This is a genomic window from Bartonella grahamii subsp. shimonis (assembly GCF_036327415.1).
Taxonomy (GTDB): domain Bacteria; phylum Pseudomonadota; class Alphaproteobacteria; order Rhizobiales; family Rhizobiaceae; genus Bartonella; species Bartonella shimonis.
In genome coordinates this window covers 1,204,169-1,220,932 of the sequence record NZ_CP123961.1, presented here as the reverse complement: position 1 = coordinate 1,220,932, position 16,764 = coordinate 1,204,169, and the positions used below count along the sequence as shown (strand labels likewise).

General features: G+C 40.2%; 11 protein-coding genes and 3 tRNA genes. 1 reads left to right on the top strand and 13 read right to left on the bottom strand.

Translation table 11 applies throughout. The features are described from left to right. Nucleotides 1-393: 393 nt before the first annotated feature. The 12 genes from rpoC to QHG57_RS05265 form a co-directional block, all read right to left on the bottom strand. On the bottom strand, nt 394-4,605 hold the full coding sequence (gene rpoC, locus QHG57_RS05320; RefSeq protein WP_330167432.1) for a DNA-directed RNA polymerase subunit beta': 4,212 nt from the start codon (nt 4,603-4,605) through the stop codon (nt 394-396). A gap of 172 nt (nt 4,606-4,777) precedes the next feature. Further along, complete coding sequence (gene rpoB / locus QHG57_RS05315) at nt 4,778-8,926, bottom strand: DNA-directed RNA polymerase subunit beta (RefSeq protein WP_330167431.1); 4,149 nt, start codon at nt 8,924-8,926, stop codon at nt 4,778-4,780. A 291-nt stretch (nt 8,927-9,217) separates the two neighbouring features. Then, nucleotides 9,218-9,589: a 50S ribosomal protein L7/L12 gene (gene rplL, locus QHG57_RS05310; protein ID WP_012755028.1), complete on the bottom strand. Its 372-nt coding sequence runs from the start codon at nt 9,587-9,589 to the stop codon at nt 9,218-9,220. Nucleotides 9,590-9,689: 100 nt separating this feature from the next. Continuing rightward, on the bottom strand, nt 9,690-10,208 hold the full coding sequence (rplJ, locus tag QHG57_RS05305; protein WP_273723160.1) for a 50S ribosomal protein L10: 519 nt from the start codon (nt 10,206-10,208) through the stop codon (nt 9,690-9,692). 357 nt (nt 10,209-10,565) lie between these two features. Next, nucleotides 10,566-11,270 (bottom strand): 50S ribosomal protein L1, encoded by a 705-nt coding sequence (rplA, locus tag QHG57_RS05300; protein ID WP_330167430.1) that lies wholly within the window; start codon nt 11,268-11,270, stop codon nt 10,566-10,568. A 4-nt stretch (nt 11,271-11,274) separates the two neighbouring features. Beyond that, nucleotides 11,275-11,703 (bottom strand): 50S ribosomal protein L11, encoded by a 429-nt coding sequence (gene rplK, locus QHG57_RS05295; protein ID WP_273723157.1) that lies wholly within the window; start codon nt 11,701-11,703, stop codon nt 11,275-11,277. Between the two features lie 149 nt (nt 11,704-11,852). Then, nucleotides 11,853-12,383: a transcription termination/antitermination protein NusG gene (gene nusG, locus QHG57_RS05290; protein ID WP_273790740.1), complete on the bottom strand. Its 531-nt coding sequence runs from the start codon at nt 12,381-12,383 to the stop codon at nt 11,853-11,855. A gap of 20 nt (nt 12,384-12,403) precedes the next feature. Continuing rightward, nucleotides 12,404-12,616, bottom strand: coding sequence for a preprotein translocase subunit SecE (gene secE / locus QHG57_RS05285; RefSeq protein ID WP_012755023.1), 213 nt, complete (start codon nt 12,614-12,616; stop codon nt 12,404-12,406). A gap of 201 nt (nt 12,617-12,817) precedes the next feature. After that, a tRNA-Trp gene (locus QHG57_RS05280) sits at nt 12,818-12,893 on the bottom strand. Nucleotides 12,894-12,940: 47 nt separating this feature from the next. Then, the gene (tuf, locus tag QHG57_RS05275; RefSeq protein ID WP_330167429.1) at nt 12,941-14,116 is read right to left on the bottom strand and encodes an elongation factor Tu; all 1,176 of its coding nucleotides are present in this window, start codon (nt 14,114-14,116) and stop codon (nt 12,941-12,943) included. 181 nt (nt 14,117-14,297) lie between these two features. After that, nucleotides 14,298-14,371 (bottom strand) — tRNA-Gly (locus tag QHG57_RS05270). A 31-nt stretch (nt 14,372-14,402) separates the two neighbouring features. Then, a tRNA-Tyr gene (locus QHG57_RS05265) sits at nt 14,403-14,486 on the bottom strand. Nucleotides 14,487-14,691: 205 nt separating this feature from the next. On the opposite strand from QHG57_RS05265, the gene QHG57_RS05260 reads away from it, so the two are divergent. Further along, complete coding sequence (locus QHG57_RS05260) at nt 14,692-15,522, top strand: TrmH family RNA methyltransferase (RefSeq protein ID WP_330167428.1); 831 nt, start codon at nt 14,692-14,694, stop codon at nt 15,520-15,522. Here the strand turns inward: QHG57_RS05260 and QHG57_RS05255 are convergent. Continuing rightward, nucleotides 15,512-16,252, bottom strand: coding sequence for a rhomboid family intramembrane serine protease (locus QHG57_RS05255; protein WP_330167427.1), 741 nt, complete (start codon nt 16,250-16,252; stop codon nt 15,512-15,514). The two genes, QHG57_RS05260 and QHG57_RS05255, sit on opposite strands and share 11 nt — an antisense overlap. Nucleotides 16,253-16,764 lie beyond the last annotated feature (512 nt).

Sequence of the window (16,764 nt, the reverse complement as noted above, 5' to 3'; positions counted from 1 at the left end):
AAGTGGTTCTCAAAGGATTTTTAAAGACCTTTCAAAACCTTCTCTCATTTTTACTATGAAAACGCTCTTTTTTCTGATTTTCGGTAAATTCCGCAATTTTAGGCGTCAAAATCTATTTTGACAAAACGCGCATTTAATGGTAAAAATTGTACATAAAAACAACAAATTACTACCTATTCCTATCTCTTCCCACTTAGCACAAAACCTAGTGTCAAATTACAAAAAAAGATAAGCTTCGTTACAAAATAATAAGCCACTAAAGATGTTTAAAATAACTATTGCCTTATAATTTTTGATATTTTTTAGGAGAATATGCAACTTCTGCATTTCGAGATAAAAAACGTCTGAACTCTCTATTCAGACGTTTTTATATTATGTGATGTTGTATTTAAATTATTCAGCAACGGCGTCGGTTGTCATATTTGTCAACATAGCCTTAGCCACTTCATTATTACTAGACTTACGCTGCTCATCTACAATCAAATCATCACGAACTGCAGCAATACGACGGATTTGAGAAATCGTACCACCCGTGCCTGCTGGAATAAGACGACCGACAATAACGTTCTCTTTAAGTCCTTGCAACGTATCAATTTTACCAGAAACTGCTGCTTCAGTAAGAACACGTGTTGTTTCCTGAAACGATGCTGCCGAAATGAAAGAAGGCGTTTGAAGAGAAGCTTTTGTAATTCCAAGAAGAATGGGATTACCAGATGCAGGTTTTTTCCCTTCTGCAATCAAATTATCATTTATCTCATCAAGTTCAATACGATCAACATTATCACCTGGAATATATCCTGAATCTCCAGATTCAGTAATTTCAACTTTTTGCAACATTTGACGAACAATCACTTCAATGTGTTTATCATTAATAAGGACCCCCTGCAAACGATAAACCTCCTGAATCTCATTAACAAGGTAAGATGCCAAAGCTTCAACCCCCTTAATCGCCAAGATATCATGAGGTGCTGGATTACCATCAAGGATATAATCTCCCTTTTCAATTTGATCACCTTCTTGGAAGTGAAACAACTTACCTTTTGGAATCAAATATTCTACTGCCTCAAGAGTTTCATCATTTGGTTCAATAATGATACGACGTTTATTCTTATAACCACGGCCGAATCGAATCGTGCCACTTACTTCAGCAATAATCGCATGATCCTTTGGACGACGCGCCTCAAAAAGCTCAGCCACACGTGGTAAACCACCCGTAATATCTTTCGTCTTAGCACTTTCCATTGGCAAACGAGCAATAACATCACCAGCCTTAACATGAGCGCCAAGCTCAACAGAAAGAATAGTTTCCACTGACATCATATAACGGGCTTCACCTCCCTTATACAATTTAGCAATGGATTCACCTTCTTTATCTGCGTGGATAATAATGGCTGGTTTAAGATCTGCACCACGTGGATTAGCGCGCCAATCAATCACCAAACGCTTCGTAATACCCGTAGATTCATCAGCTGTTTCAGTGACAGATAAACCATCAACCATATCTTCAAAACCCACATAGCCTTCAACTTCCGTTAAAATTGGACGTGTATAAGGATCCCATTCTGCTATACGTTGGCCACGTTTAACCACATCACCATCATCAACAAAAATATGGGCACCATAACTAACACGATGTACAACACGCTCTTTTCCTAACTCATCCTTGATAAGGATAGCCATATTACGCCCCATAACAACCAAATGTCCTTCAGAGTTACGAACCACATTACGATTACGAATCTCCACTTTACCTTCATAAGATGCCTCTAAATACGATGAATCAACAACCTGCGCAGTTCCTCCTAAGTGGAAAGTACGCATAGTAAGCTGTGTCCCCGGCTCACCAATGGATTGAGCAGCAATAACACCAACGGCTTCTCCCTGATTAACAGGTGTTCCACGCGCCAAATCACGACCATAGCATTTTGCACAAACACCAAGACGTGTTTCACATGTTAAAGCAGAACGAATTTGAACAGATTGAATCCCGGCTTCTTCAATCTTCGCAACATCAGCTTCCTCAATCATCGCTCCACCTTCAAGGATAACCTCTCCAGAGACAGGATGTAGAATATCAACAAGCGCTGTACGACCAAGAATTCTTTGCCCAAGGGAGGCAACAATTTGTCCTGCATCAACAATTGGCTGCATGGTAAGCCCTTTTGCGGTACCACAATCAACTGCTGAAATAATAGCATCCTGAGCAACATCAACAAGACGCCGTGTTAAATAACCAGAATTCGCCGTCTTTAACGCCGTATCAGCAAGTCCTTTACGTGCACCATGCGTGGAATTGAAGTATTCATTAACAGTTAGACCTTCTTTAAAATTTGAAATAATGGGGGTTTCAATAATTTCACCCGATGGTTTTGCCATTAATCCACGCATACCGGCCAATTGTCTCATCTGGTTAGCAGAACCACGTGCACCAGAATGCGACATCATATAGATCGAATTCATCGGCCGTTGACGACCTGTTTTAGGATCAAAATCAACAGCTTGAATACGTTTCATCATTTCATCTGCAACGCGATCTGTACATTTACCCCAAGCATCTACAACCTTATTGTATTTTTCACCTTGTGTAATCAAACCATCATTATATTGCTGTTCGTACTCCTTAGCCAAAGCTTCTGTCTCTGCAACTAAACGCGACTTACTATCAGGAATAACCATATCGTCCTTCCCGAATGAAATTCCTGCACGACAAGCATAAGAAAAACCAAGCTGCATAATACGGTCACAAAAAATAACCGTCTCTTTTTGTCCACAGTGCCGATAAACATGATCAATCATTTTAGAAATGTTCTTTTTCGTCATTTCTTGATTGACAAGATCAAATGAGATATCCGAATTTCTTGGCAAAAGCTCACCGATAATCAAACGACCAGGTGTCGTATCATACAGTTTAGAAACTTCTTTTCCATCCTTACTGATATTCTTAACACGGCCTTTAATCTTCGTATGAAGCGTTACAACCTTATTTTCCAAGGCATAATGAAGCTCACCTATATCAGAAAAAGCCATTCCTTCACCTGGTTCTTTTTCAGAAACAATTGAAAGATAATAAAGACCAAGAACCATATCCTGTGAGGGAACAATAATTGGGGCACCATTGGCCGGATGAAGAATATTATTGGTCGACATCATCAAAACACGGGCTTCAAGCTGTGCTTCAAGAGAAAGCGGAACATGAACCGCCATCTGATCTCCATCAAAATCCGCATTAAAAGCAGTACACACCAGTGGATGAAGTTGAATAGCTTTGCCTTCAATTAAGATAGGTTCAAAAGCCTGAATCCCCAAACGGTGCAATGTAGGCGCGCGGTTAAGTAAAACAGGATGTTCACGAATAACCTCATCCAAGATATCCCAAACTTCTGGATGTTCTTTTTCAACAAGCTTCTTTGCCTGTTTTACTGTTGATGAATAGCCTTTTGCATCAAGCCGCGCATAAATAAAAGGCTTAAATAATTCAAGAGCCATTTTTTTGGGAAGACCACATTGATGCAATTTTAATTCAGGACCCGTCACAATAACAGAACGCCCTGAGTAATCAACACGCTTCCCAAGTAAGTTCTGACGAAAACGTCCTTGCTTGCCCTTCAACATATCTGATAGAGACTTGAGAGGACGTTTATTGGCTCCAGTAATCACACGCCCACGCCGTCCATTATCAAACAATGCATCAACAGCTTCTTGTACCATACGCTTTTCATTGCGCACGATAATTCCAGGAGCACGCAATTCAATCAGCCGTTTCAAGCGGTTATTACGATTAATAACACGCCGATAAAGATCATTCAGATCTGATGTCGCAAAACGCCCACCATCAAGCGGAACCAATGGACGCAAATCCGGTGGAATAACCGGAATTGTTTTCATAATCATCCACTCTGGCTTATTTCCAGATTCAAGAAAGTTTTCAACGATTTTAAGTCGTTTAATCAATTTTTTCTGCTTTAACTCTGAAGTTGTTTCAGCTAATTGGAGACGCAAATCATTGGCGATTTTATTTAACTCCATACCAGCTAAAAGCTCGTAGATAGCTTCAGCGCCAATCATAGCTGTAAACTGATCTTCTCCAAACTCATCAATAGCAAGCATATATTCTTCTTCAGAAAGAAGCTGATGGAGCTTAAGAGATGTCAACCCTGGTTCGGTTACAATATAATTCTCAAAATAAAGAACCCGCTCAATATCTTTTAAAGTTAAATCTAAAAGTGTAGAAATACGACCTGGTAATGATTTAAGAAACCATATATGCGCAACAGGTGCCGCAAGCTCAATATGCCCCATACGCTCACGACGTACGCGCGAAAGAGTAACCTCTACACCACATTTTTCACAAATAATGCCCTTATACTTCATGCGTTTATATTTGCCACATAGACATTCATAGTCTTTAATAGGGCCAAATATACGTGCACAAAAAAGACCATCACGCTCTGGTTTAAAAGTCCTATAATTAATAGTCTCAGGCTTCTTAATCTCACCATACGACCAGGACAAAATTTTCTCAGGACTCGCAATAGAAATACGAATAGAGTCAAATGTCTGCGCTGGCGCTTGAGGATTGAAAAGATTCATGACCTCGTGGTTCATGCTGTTCTCCTTCAAAGATTCTTAGAACCTGTTGTAATATCTCATTTATTTTATAACAAATCTTCTTTAAAATACATTCACTTTAAAAAACGACCTGTATAACCTTAATAAGGTTATTGAGCTTCTTAAGGTAATCAAAGCGCAACCTTTTTCTAGTGCGCTCCTCGAATTATTATTCTGCCGTATCAGACAATGCCCGCTGTGCAATAAGTTCACGCGCATCATCAAGCTCCACATTAAGAGCGAGTGAACGCATTTCTTTTACCAACACATTAAAGCTTTCGGGTATACCCGCCTCAAATGTATCATCACCACGCACAATTGCCTCATAGACTTTCGTTCGACCAGCCACATCATCTGATTTTACTGTTAGCATCTCCTGCAAAGTGTATGCAGCACCATAAGCTTCAAGTGCCCAAACCTCCATTTCACCAAAACGCTGACCACCAAACTGTGCCTTACCTCCTAGTGGCTGCTGCGTAACAAGTGAATAGGGACCTATCGAACGTGCATGAATCTTATCATCCACAAGGTGATGCAATTTCAACATGTAAATATATCCCACCGTTACTGGACGATCAAAAGGCTCTCCAGTACGACCATCATAAAGCGTAACCTGCCCTGAACTATCTAAGCCTGCATCTTCCAGCATCATGTTAATATCAGACTCATGCGCTCCATCAAAAACAGGCGTTGCAATTGAAACACCTTTCTTCATCTGTAATGCCAATTTGTAAAGACTTTCATTATCATACTGACGGACTGGTTCATTATGATTATCATCAGGCATAAGATTTTCAATACGCTGGCGCAAAGGCAATATATCCCCAGTCTCTTGATATAACTCTAACAAATCACCAATCTTCTTGCCCATTCCCGCACATGCCCAACCAAGGTGTGTCTCAAGAATTTGTCCAACATTCATACGACTAGGCACACCAAGCGGATTCAAGACGATATCAGCATGAGTTCCATCTTCAAGAAATGGCATATCTTCTACGGGAAGAATGCGTGAGACAACACCCTTATTCCCGTGACGTCCCGCCATCTTATCACCTGGTTGGATTTTGCGCTTCACAGCCACAAAAACCTTCACCATTTTCATGACGCCAGGAGGCATTTCATCACCTCTTTGGACCTTTTCAACTTTATCCATAAAGCGACGTTGTAATGCTTCTTTTGATTCATCATATTGCTTGCGCAAAGCTTCAATTTCATTTTGAAGCTTTTCATCCTCAACAGCAAATTGCCACCACTGGGATCGTGGATATTGCCCCATTACCGTACTATCAAGCTTTTTGTCCCCCGAAAAGCCTTTCGGACCTTCTACGGCAATTTTACCTGTCAACATATCGATGAGGCGCGCATAAACATTGCGATCAAGAATAGACTGTTCATCATCACGGTCTTTTGCTAAACGCTCAATTTCTTCACGCTCAATTGCCATCGCACGTTCATCTTTTTCCACGCCATGGCGATTAAAAACGCGAACTTCAACAACAGTACCAAAAGTCCCAGGAGGCATACGCATAGAAGTATCACGAACATCAGATGCCTTTTCCCCAAAAATTGCACGCAGAAGCTTTTCTTCTGGCGTCATTGGACTTTCACCTTTTGGGGTAATCTTTCCAACTAAAATATCACCTGGTTGAACTTCAGCACCAATATAAATAATGCCAGCTTCATCAAGATTTCTTAATGCTTCTTCCGCAACATTAGGAATGTCGCGCGTAATTTCCTCAGGACCAAGTTTTGTATCGCGTGCTGCAACTTCAAATTCCTCAATATGAATTGAAGTAAACACATCATCAGCAACAATGCGCTCGGATAACAAAATAGAATCTTCATAATTGTATCCATTCCAAGGCATAAAGGCTACGAGAACATTCCGCCCAAGAGCTAAATCACCAAGATCCGTTGATGGACCATCTGCAATGATATCACCTTTTTCTACCCTATCACCGACATGCACAAGAGGACGCTGATTAATACAAGTGGACTGATTAGAACGCTGAAATTTCTGTAAGCGGTAAATATCAACGCCTGATTTTGAAGGATCTAAATCTTCTGTTGCACGGATAACAATACGGGTAGCATCGACTTGATCAACAATACCACTACGTTTTGCACTCACAGCTGCTCCTGAATCGCGCGCAACTATGGATTCCATTCCCGTCCCAACAAATGGCGCTTCAGCGCGTACAAGAGGAACTGCCTGACGCTGCATATTTGATCCCATAAGCGCACGATTCGCATCATCATTTTCCAAAAAAGGAATAAGCGCTGCTGCAACTGAAACCAACTGTTTTGGTGAAACATCCATCAAATCAACATGATCACGCGGCGCCATTAAAACTTCACCAGCATGACGGCAAACAACAAACTCTTCTATAAAACGACCTTCACTATCTAATGAGGAATTAGCCTGAGCAACATAATGCTTCGCCTCTTCCATCGCGGAAAGATAAATAACTTCTTTTGTAACTTTTCCATCAATAATTTTTCGATATGGGCTTTCAATAAAGCCATATTTGTTAACTCGCGCAAATGTTGCTAAGGAGTTAATGAGACCAATATTGGGTCCTTCTGGTGTTTCAATCGGACAAATACGACCATAATGCGTAGGATGTACGTCACGGACCTCAAAGCCCGCACGTTCACGAGTCAAACCACCTGGACCAAGAGCAGAAAGACGGCGCTTATGGGTAATTTCCGACAATGGATTGGTTTGATCCATAAACTGCGACAATTGTGAAGACCCAAAAAATTCACGAACTGCTGCTGCTGCAGGCTTTGCATTGATCAAATCCTGTGGCATAACTGTATCAATCTCAACCGATGACATACGCTCTTTTATCGCACGCTCCATACGAAGAAGACCAATGCGATATTGATTTTCCATCAGCTCCCCAACGGAACGAACGCGACGGTTGCCAAGATTATCAATATCATCAATTTCACCACGACCATCACGCAGTTCAACCAACATCTTAACAACAGCAATAATATCCTCTTGGCGTAAAATGCGAATAGTGTCTGGACAATCAAGATCCATACGCAAATTCATCTTAACACGCCCAACAGCTGAAAGATCATAACGTTCTGTATCAAAAAACAATGAATGGAACATTGCTTCTGCTGTATCAATCGTTGGGGGCTCTCCTGGACGCATCACTCGGTAAATATCAAATAATGCATCCTGCCGACTTTCATTTTTATCCACCTTTAAAGTATTGCGGATATAAGCGCCAATATTCATGTGATCAATATCAAGGATATTGATTTGGTCAGCACTAACATCAAGCAAAATTTTTAATACTTTTTCGTCAATTTCATCACCAGCTTCAAGATAGATTTCACCTGTTTCGTAATTGACAATATCTTCGGCTAGATAACAACCTAATAAATCATCTTCACTAACTTTAACCGCTTTAAGTCCTTTTTCTGCCAAAAATTTTGCAGTACGAACTGTTAATTTCTTACCAGCCTCCGCAACAACTTCACCACTATCTGCGTCTATAAGGTCAGAAATGAGCTTCATTCCTTTAAAGCGATCAACAGAATAAGGAACACGCCATCCTTCTCCATCACGTTCATAAGTTACTTTATCATAAAACGTCGACAAAATATCCGACCCATCCATACCCAATGCCATCAAAAGGCTGGTAACAGGAATCTTGCGGCGTCGATCAATACGAGCATAAATGATGTCCTTAGCATCAAACTCAATATCAAGCCAAGAGCCACGATACGGAATAACACGAGCAGCAAAAAGAAGCTTTCCTGATGAATGGGACTTTCCTTTATCGTGGTCAAAAAAGACACCAGGAGAACGATGCATTTGAGAAACAATAACACGTTCCGTACCATTAACAATAAAGGTACCATTCGTCGTCATTAAAGGCATATCGCCCATATAAACGCCTTGCTCTTTGATGTCTTTGATATCTTTGGAGCCAGTGTCCTCATCAACATCAAAAACAATTAAACGCAATATCACCTTTAATGGGGCTGCATAAGTTAAATCACGTTGACGGCACTCTTCAACATCAAATTTTGGTAAATCAAATTCATAACCAACAAACTCAAGCATAGCTGTACCGGAAAAATCCGAAATAGGAAAAACCGATTTAAAAACAGCCTGCAAACCTTCATCTGGTCGTCCACCTTTCGGTTCCTCAACCATGAGAAACTGATCGTATGACGCTTTTTGAACCTCAATAAGATTCGGCATTTCTGCTACTTCAGGAATCTTACCAAAAAATTTGCGTACGCGCTTACGACCATTGAATTGAGACATCATTGCGTGAGTCTGAGCCATCGTCGCTCCTTGATCTTTACTCTTCAAGGTAAACAAACCTTGAAAGCCTTATATCATTAACCTGCATATGCAGACCAGTTCACTTGACACTCAATAATGAGCATCATTACTTTTCCCCACCAACATAAGCCATTCATCTTTCTGACTTTATGACGAAGGGATGAGTAATCCAAACCCATCCCATTATTGTTACGAAACCATTGGGAAAAGGTTTTTTACTCATTATTTTCCCTCTTTTGTATTAAGAGAAAGAAAATCGGCAAACATAAATGCCCGCCGATAAAATTAAATTTACTTAAGTTCCACTTTAGCACCAGCAGCTTCAAGTTGAGATTTAATTTTTTCTGCTTCTTCTTTAGAAGCACCTTCTTTAATAGGCTTAGGTGCTCCTTCAACCAGATCTTTAGCTTCTTTAAGACCAAGTCCAGTAAGAGCACGAACTTCCTTAATAACATTAATTTTTTGTGCACCACCTTCAACAAGAATAACATCAAACTCTGTTTTTTCTTCAGCAGCTGGAGCAGCGGCACCGGCAACAGCAGCAACAGCTACAGGAGCAGCAGCCGAAACTCCCCACTTTTCTTCAAGTAACTTAGAAAGCTCAGCGGCTTCCAAAAGGGTTAGATTAGAAAGGTCTTCTACGATCTTCTCTAGATCAGCCATTTTTAAATTCCTTCAATTAAAAGATTTGAACCATTATTAATCTTATTCAAAAAAACAGAAAAGCATTAAAGCTCTTCCATAAACGTGAATACAAACAGCCTTAAGCCGCCTTATCCTCCTGAGCATATGCTCCTATGACACGTGCAACCTGACCAGCAGGGGCATTAACAACCTGTGCAATACGGGTCGCAGGGGTAGAAATCATACCCACAAGTTTTGCACGCAACTCGTTTAATGAAGGCAACGAAGCCAATGACTTCACAGCATCTACAGTTAAACTTGTTGCACCCATTGAACCGCCAAGGATGACAAATTTGTCATTGCTTTTCGCAAAATCAACAGCAACTTTCGGCGCTGTGATTGGATCTTCTGAATAAGCAATAAGTGTTTGTCCAGTAAACAAACCCATTATCGATTCAGATTCCGTGCCCTGAAGAGCGATTTTAGCAAGACGGTTTTTGGCGACTTTAACGGCACCGCCAGCTTCACCCATTTTCGAACGCAAATCATTCATCTGTGAAACTGTCAGACCGGAATAATGTGCAACAACAACAGAACCAGACTTCCGAAAAGCCTCGTTAAGCCATGTAACAAATTCGCGTTTTTCCGCTCTATTCACTGTCTCTCTCCATTTAACAGATTTGCTTAAAACAAATCTGTTGGTTACCTTTGATAACATAAAATACTTCATGTCACCGATGAGGATCCTGTCCCCTTTTTCACGCACAGCGTTCAAAGGCAACCTTGGCTCAAACCCTTTAAGTCTTTTAACTCTCAGTTTTTACCCCAGTCTCATGCAGGTTTTTTTGATTAAGATACTTAAAAGCACCACCTACAATCTCGGACAGGATATTCCGGAATTTCTCCCGGTATAACCTAAGCCCTATAAAGCTTAGATAACTAAATGCTGATCAAAACCAGCATTTTAAATACAATTTTGATATTCACATACCCCAAAACAAAATTATAAATCAGCTTATACTGACTCTGAACGAACCGTTGCTGGATCAACTTTAACACCAATTCCCATAGTCGAAGAAACAGCAACGCGCTTAATATACTCACCTTTTGCACCTTGCGGTTTGGCTTTAATAACTGCACTTGCAAAGGCTTTTATATTTTCTACGATTTTCTCAACACCAAAAGAAGCCTTACCAATACCAGCATGCACGATACCAGCTTTTTCCACACGAAACTCAACAGCACCACCTTTAGAAGCTTTCACAGCACCAGCGACATCAAGTGTTACAGTACCAACTTTCGGATTTGGCATCAAACTCCGTGGACCAAGAATCTTACCAAGACGACCAACAAGAGGCATCATGTCTGGTGTTGCAATACAACGATCAAAGTCTATCGTTCCTCCATTAATGCTTTCAAATAATTCTTCAGCACCCACAATATCAGCTCCTGCCGCCTTAGCTTCCTCAGCCTTATCCCCACGAGCAAAAACAGCAACACGAATATTTCGTCCTGTTCCATTAGGCAAATGAGCAACTCCTCGAACCATTTGATCAGCATGACGAGGATCAACACCCAAGTTCATTGAAATTTCGATTGTTTCATCAAACTTAGCAACTGCACGCTCCTTAACCATTAAAACAGCATCTTTTAAAGCGTAAAGTTCATTAAAATCAATATCTTTTCGGATATTTTTTATTCTTTTTGCTACTTTTGCCATAATATTAGCCCACCACTTCCAAGCCCATCGAGCGAGCAGAACCTTCAACCATACGCATTGCTGCCTCAATGTCATTCGCATTAAGATCTTTCATCTTTGATTCCGCAATCGAACGAATTTTATCGCGAGAAATGCTTCCTACAGACACTTTACCAGGCTCTTTTGAACCAGATTTCAGGTTTGCTTCTTTCTTTAAAAAGAATGATACAGGAGGCGTCTTGAGAGAAAATGTGAAAGACTTATCTTGGTAATACGTAATAACAACTGGAATCGGCGCCCCCTTTTCCATTTCTTGTGTAGCTGCATTAAACGCCTTACAAAATTCCATGATATTAATACCACGCTGCCCAAGAGCTGGACCAATCGGTGGAGATGGAGTAGCAGCCCCTGCAGGAACCTGCAACTTAAGCTGACCTATACTTTTTTTTGCCATAACAATCTGCCTTTAATTTCACTGGTATACTGACAATTTATCTTGCCTGCTACCCGCTGCAGTCACGTGGTTCGGATCATTAAGCCGACAAAAGCCATAAATCACCTCCCACTCCTTCCTTAAAGTAATTAAAACTACTCTAAGTTGAATCAGAGTTTTTCAACCTGACCAAATTCCAAATCAACAGGCGTAGGACGCCCAAAAATAAGCACTTCAACCTTAAGACGAGAACGCTCTTCTTCAACCTCTTGAACAATTCCATTAAACGAAACAAAAGGACCATCAGCAACGCGAACTTGCTCTCCAACTTCAAACAGCACAGAAGACTTTGGAGACTCAACCCTTTCCTGAACTTGTTTGAGAATTTGTTCAACCTCTCGATCAGAAATGGGAACAGGACGTGCATCCGATCCTAAAAAACCTGTCACTTTAGGCGTATTCTTAATAAGATGATAAACTTCATCTGTTAACTCAGCACGAACAAGAACATAACCAGGAAAAAATTTTCTCTCAGTATCAACTTTGCGTCCACGACGAACCTCTACAACACGCTCCGTTGGAACAAAAATCTTTTCAAAAAGATGATCAAGTCCTTTTTGCTTTGCCTCCTTATCAATAGCTTCCGCTACTTTCTTTTCAAAGTTTGAATATGCCTGAACAATATACCAACGAGCCGCCACAGTCACACTTCCTTATACTCTCAACTAAAAAGATATTTCAGAAGATCAATAACCCGCCAAACACCAAAATGCATGACCTGATCCACAATAAAAAAGAAAGCTGAAGCCAATGCAGTTACCAACAAAACCATAACAGTAGAAATAACTGTCTCACGACGCGTAGGCCATTTCACTTTAATTGTTTCTGCATAAACCTGCTTCAAAAAGGTAATCGGATTGGTTTTAGATGCCATCGTCACACTGTACTCTCTCTAGCCCTATTGTGTTTCATACAACAAAATAAACAGAAAAAATGCAAAAGCCAACTTTCAGACTTATGCAATCTCCTTACTTCCTATTCAATACCGTTTCACACACAAAAAAACAAGCCCCATATCAAAAAAAGCGAAAAAGGCAGCAAATCCACTCCCTTATATGTAAAATTCTATTCCCCTTGGCAGGGGCAGCAGGACTTGAACCCGCGACCTGCGGTTTTGGAGACCGCCGCTCTACCAACTGAGCTATACCCCTAACTCGCAAAACTAAAACACTTTTAACATCCCTCCAACAAGCATTATTTATTCAATGATCTTAGAGACGATACCGGCACCAACAGTACGACCACCTTCACGAATAGCAAAACGAAGTTTCTCTTCCATCGCTATCGGAACGATCAACGAAACATCCATGGCAACATTGTCGCCTGGCATAACCATTTCCGTTCCTTCTGGAAGAGTAACAATACCTGTAACATCTGTCGTACGGAAGTAAAACTGAGGACGGTAGTTCGTGAAAAATGGTGTATGACGTCCACCTTCATCTTTTGTCAAAATGTAAGCTTCTGCTTTAAAACGTGTATGAGGCGTAACGGACCCTGGCTTCGCCAATACTTGTCCACGCTCAATTCCTTCACGGTCAACACCACGAAGCAGAGCTCCTATATTATCACCCGCTTGACCTTGATCTAAAAGCTTGCGGAACATTTCAACGCCTGTAACTGTCGTCTTAGACGTTGGACGAATACCGATAATCTCGATTTCCTCTCCAACTTTAATAATACCACGCTCAACACGACCCGTAACAACGGTTCCACGACCCGAAATCGAAAATACATCCTCTATCGGCATCAAAAATGGTTGATCAACTGGACGTTCAGGAGTTGGAATATAATTATCAACTTCACTCATTAAAAGACGAACGGCATCTTCACCAATGCTTTTATCCTTATCCTCAAGAGCTGCCAACGCAGAACCCTTAACAATTGGTATATCATCGCCTGGAAAATCATATTTGGATAAAAGTTCCCGAACCTCAAGCTCTACAAGCTCCAAAAGTTCTGCATCATCAACCTGATCAACTTTATTAAGAAAAACAACAATCGCTGGAACACCAACCTGACGCGCAAGCAAAATATGCTCACGTGTCTGAGGCATTGGACCATCAGCTGCCGAAACAACCAAAATAGCACCATCCATCTGTGCTGCCCCTGTGATCATGTTCTTTACATAATCAGCGTGTCCTGGACAATCAACGTGCGCATAGTGACGATTTTCTGTTTCATACTCAACGTGTGCTGTAGAAATAGTAATTCCGCGTGCGCGTTCCTCTGGGGCAGCATCAATTTGGTCATAGGCTTTAAATTCACCAAAATATTTCGTAATCGCTGCTGTCAACGAGGTCTTCCCATGATCAACGTGACCAATCGTACCAATATTAACATGCGGTTTTGTTCGTTCAAACTTGCTCTTCGCCATTGCTATTAATCTCTATGTTTTATTCCCTATTTTTGTTAGCACCTAGGGGACAGTCCTGCAAAATTGAGTCTGACCAGACTGTAACCAGCCCAATCACCACAACTCTTAGGCAAAGACCCCACCCAATCTATAAATGGAATATCCTCCATCATACCTATTTGCCCAATCACCAACAACCATTTGGAGCGGGTAGCGGGAATCGAACCCGCGTATTCAGCTTGGAAGGCTGCTGCTCTACCATTGAGCTATACCCGCATGACCCACGTACTAACTCTCCTTCGATGAATGGTGGAGGGGGTTGGATTCGAACCAACGTAGCATACGCAACGGATTTACAGTCCGCCCCCTTTAACCACTCGGGCACCCCTCCATTACACCGGTAAAGTCGCGCGATGAGATATCACGGCAACCATCTTGAATACCTCTTTAGTTCAATCTGATTGCGAAGTGGTTATGACGATTACTATTGTATCTGTCAACAGAATAAATACAATTTTGTACAAAATTCCTGCTCATAACTTTAAATCATAGATTTTTTCTCTCTATTTTTCTTATTAACACGCTATAAAGAAGTTATGAAAAAAACAACATCACAAAATTCTCATTATGCTCGTTTACGTCGCCGATATCGCGATACAAAAGGCTCTCCTTCTCGATCTTTTACACCCCTAAAGAAGAAAGCTGCTTCTTTACAGCAAGGGATAATCCATCTTTATGGCATTCACTCTGTTCAGGCTGCCTTAGAAAACCCAAAAAGAATTTTAAAATGTCTTTACGTTACACAAAATGCCTTAAAACGATTAAATATATCCGAATCAGATTATCCTTGCTCTGTTACATTATGCACCCCTAAATATCTTGATTCGCTTGTTGGAAGTGAGGCTGTTCATCAAGGTGTTGTTTTGGAAACTCTCCCCCTCAAACCATGTGAACTGTCGGAACTAACCAATACTGATTTGGTCATTGTCATGGATCAAATTACCGACCCACATAATGTTGGCGCTATTATGCGCTCTGCAGTTGCATTGAAAGCTAAAGCACTTATTACAACTTGCCGTCACTCTCCCCACGAAAGCGGTGTTCTTGCGAAAGCAGCATCTGGAGCTCTAGAAATGATTCATTATATTACCGTACGAAACCTCGCTGAAGCTCTTCAAGAACTTCATCAAACAGGTTTTACAAGCTTTGGTCTCGATTCAGAAGGTGACAAACCTCTAGAAACAGCATTAACAGGGAATAAAATTGCTCTTGTTTTAGGAGCAGAAGGTAAAGGTTTACGTAAAAAAACACGTGAAACCGTTTGTGCTTTAACACGCCTTGATATGCCTGGAAATATTAAATCATTAAATGTTTCAAATGCTGCAACAATAGCGCTTTATGTGGCACATAAATATCTTAGATTCTAGTTTTTAATTTTTTTTGTGAAACATCAAAAAAACCAACCAACAAAAAACCCGCAAGAAAGCCGCCAATATGAGCTTCCCATGCTATTGAGATATCATTTTCTTCAAATAAAATAGAAGAAATACCTATGATAAAATCAGCTGTCAGCCATACACTCATATAAACAAGCACCCCCTTAGAACATAGAGCTTTTTTGATGGACAATAAGGGTCCAAGAAGTTTTTCGTTCTGCACATTGATAGCTAGATAACCACTAGAAAAACCGTAACGTGCAATAGCACCCATCATTCCAGATACGGCACCTGAAGCCCCAATAAGTGATATGGTACTTTCTTGATGAAATGCAAAATAAGTCAAAACAGAAATAACTGCCGTTAACACCCAAAAAATTAAAAAACGTAAAACACCAAAATGCCTTGCTAAAGGAGAGCCAAAAACCAAAAGCCAAACCATATTAAGAGCAACATGTTTAAAACTACTATGCATAAATGAATAACTCACCATGGTATAACAAAATGCTACAGGATCTCTCTTAAATAATGCTGGTATAAATGAAAAAAACTCAAGACTTTCAACATAAACCTGATGAGAAAAAAAATACTGAGAAATGCAATAAAGACAAAAACAAAATGCTATCAAAACAACGATAATAAATGGAACATTCAACAAGGATTCTTTAGTTTTTTTCGGCAATCGGGAAACATCATTATGTTGGTGACTAGAAACTTTCATTATGTAAAATCTCGTATTCTTTTATGTAAAATCTCGTATTCTTTAGAGAATGGGTTATTCTTTATACAAAATAAATATACCACTCCCCGTGATGCAGAATCTTTTCAACGCCTCTCGAAGTCCCTTTTTAAATTTTCAATAGCTCTACATGGAAACACGTGTATTTTATACAAAAGATTTTAAATAATCTTAAATCTCGATTTTCCATTAATGTATCTTGCATTGCTTCTACTCTTTGAATGAAAAACGACATCTCTATGAGAAAAAAACTACCAATACAGCGTTCTCTAGATATACTAATTAGTGTTTCATGATGAATTACTCTCTTGATAGTCTGTTTCCCTCATAAATGCGAAAGCGTCAGTTCATCTCTTTAACAAATATAAATAAGCCTTTCATTTCAATCTCTAACAGATATAATTCAAGAACTCTCTCCTATGAAACACTGAAAAAATATGTTTGATTTTAAAAAGTTCATGAAGAAAATTTTTATTCCTTTCTTAGACAATCTT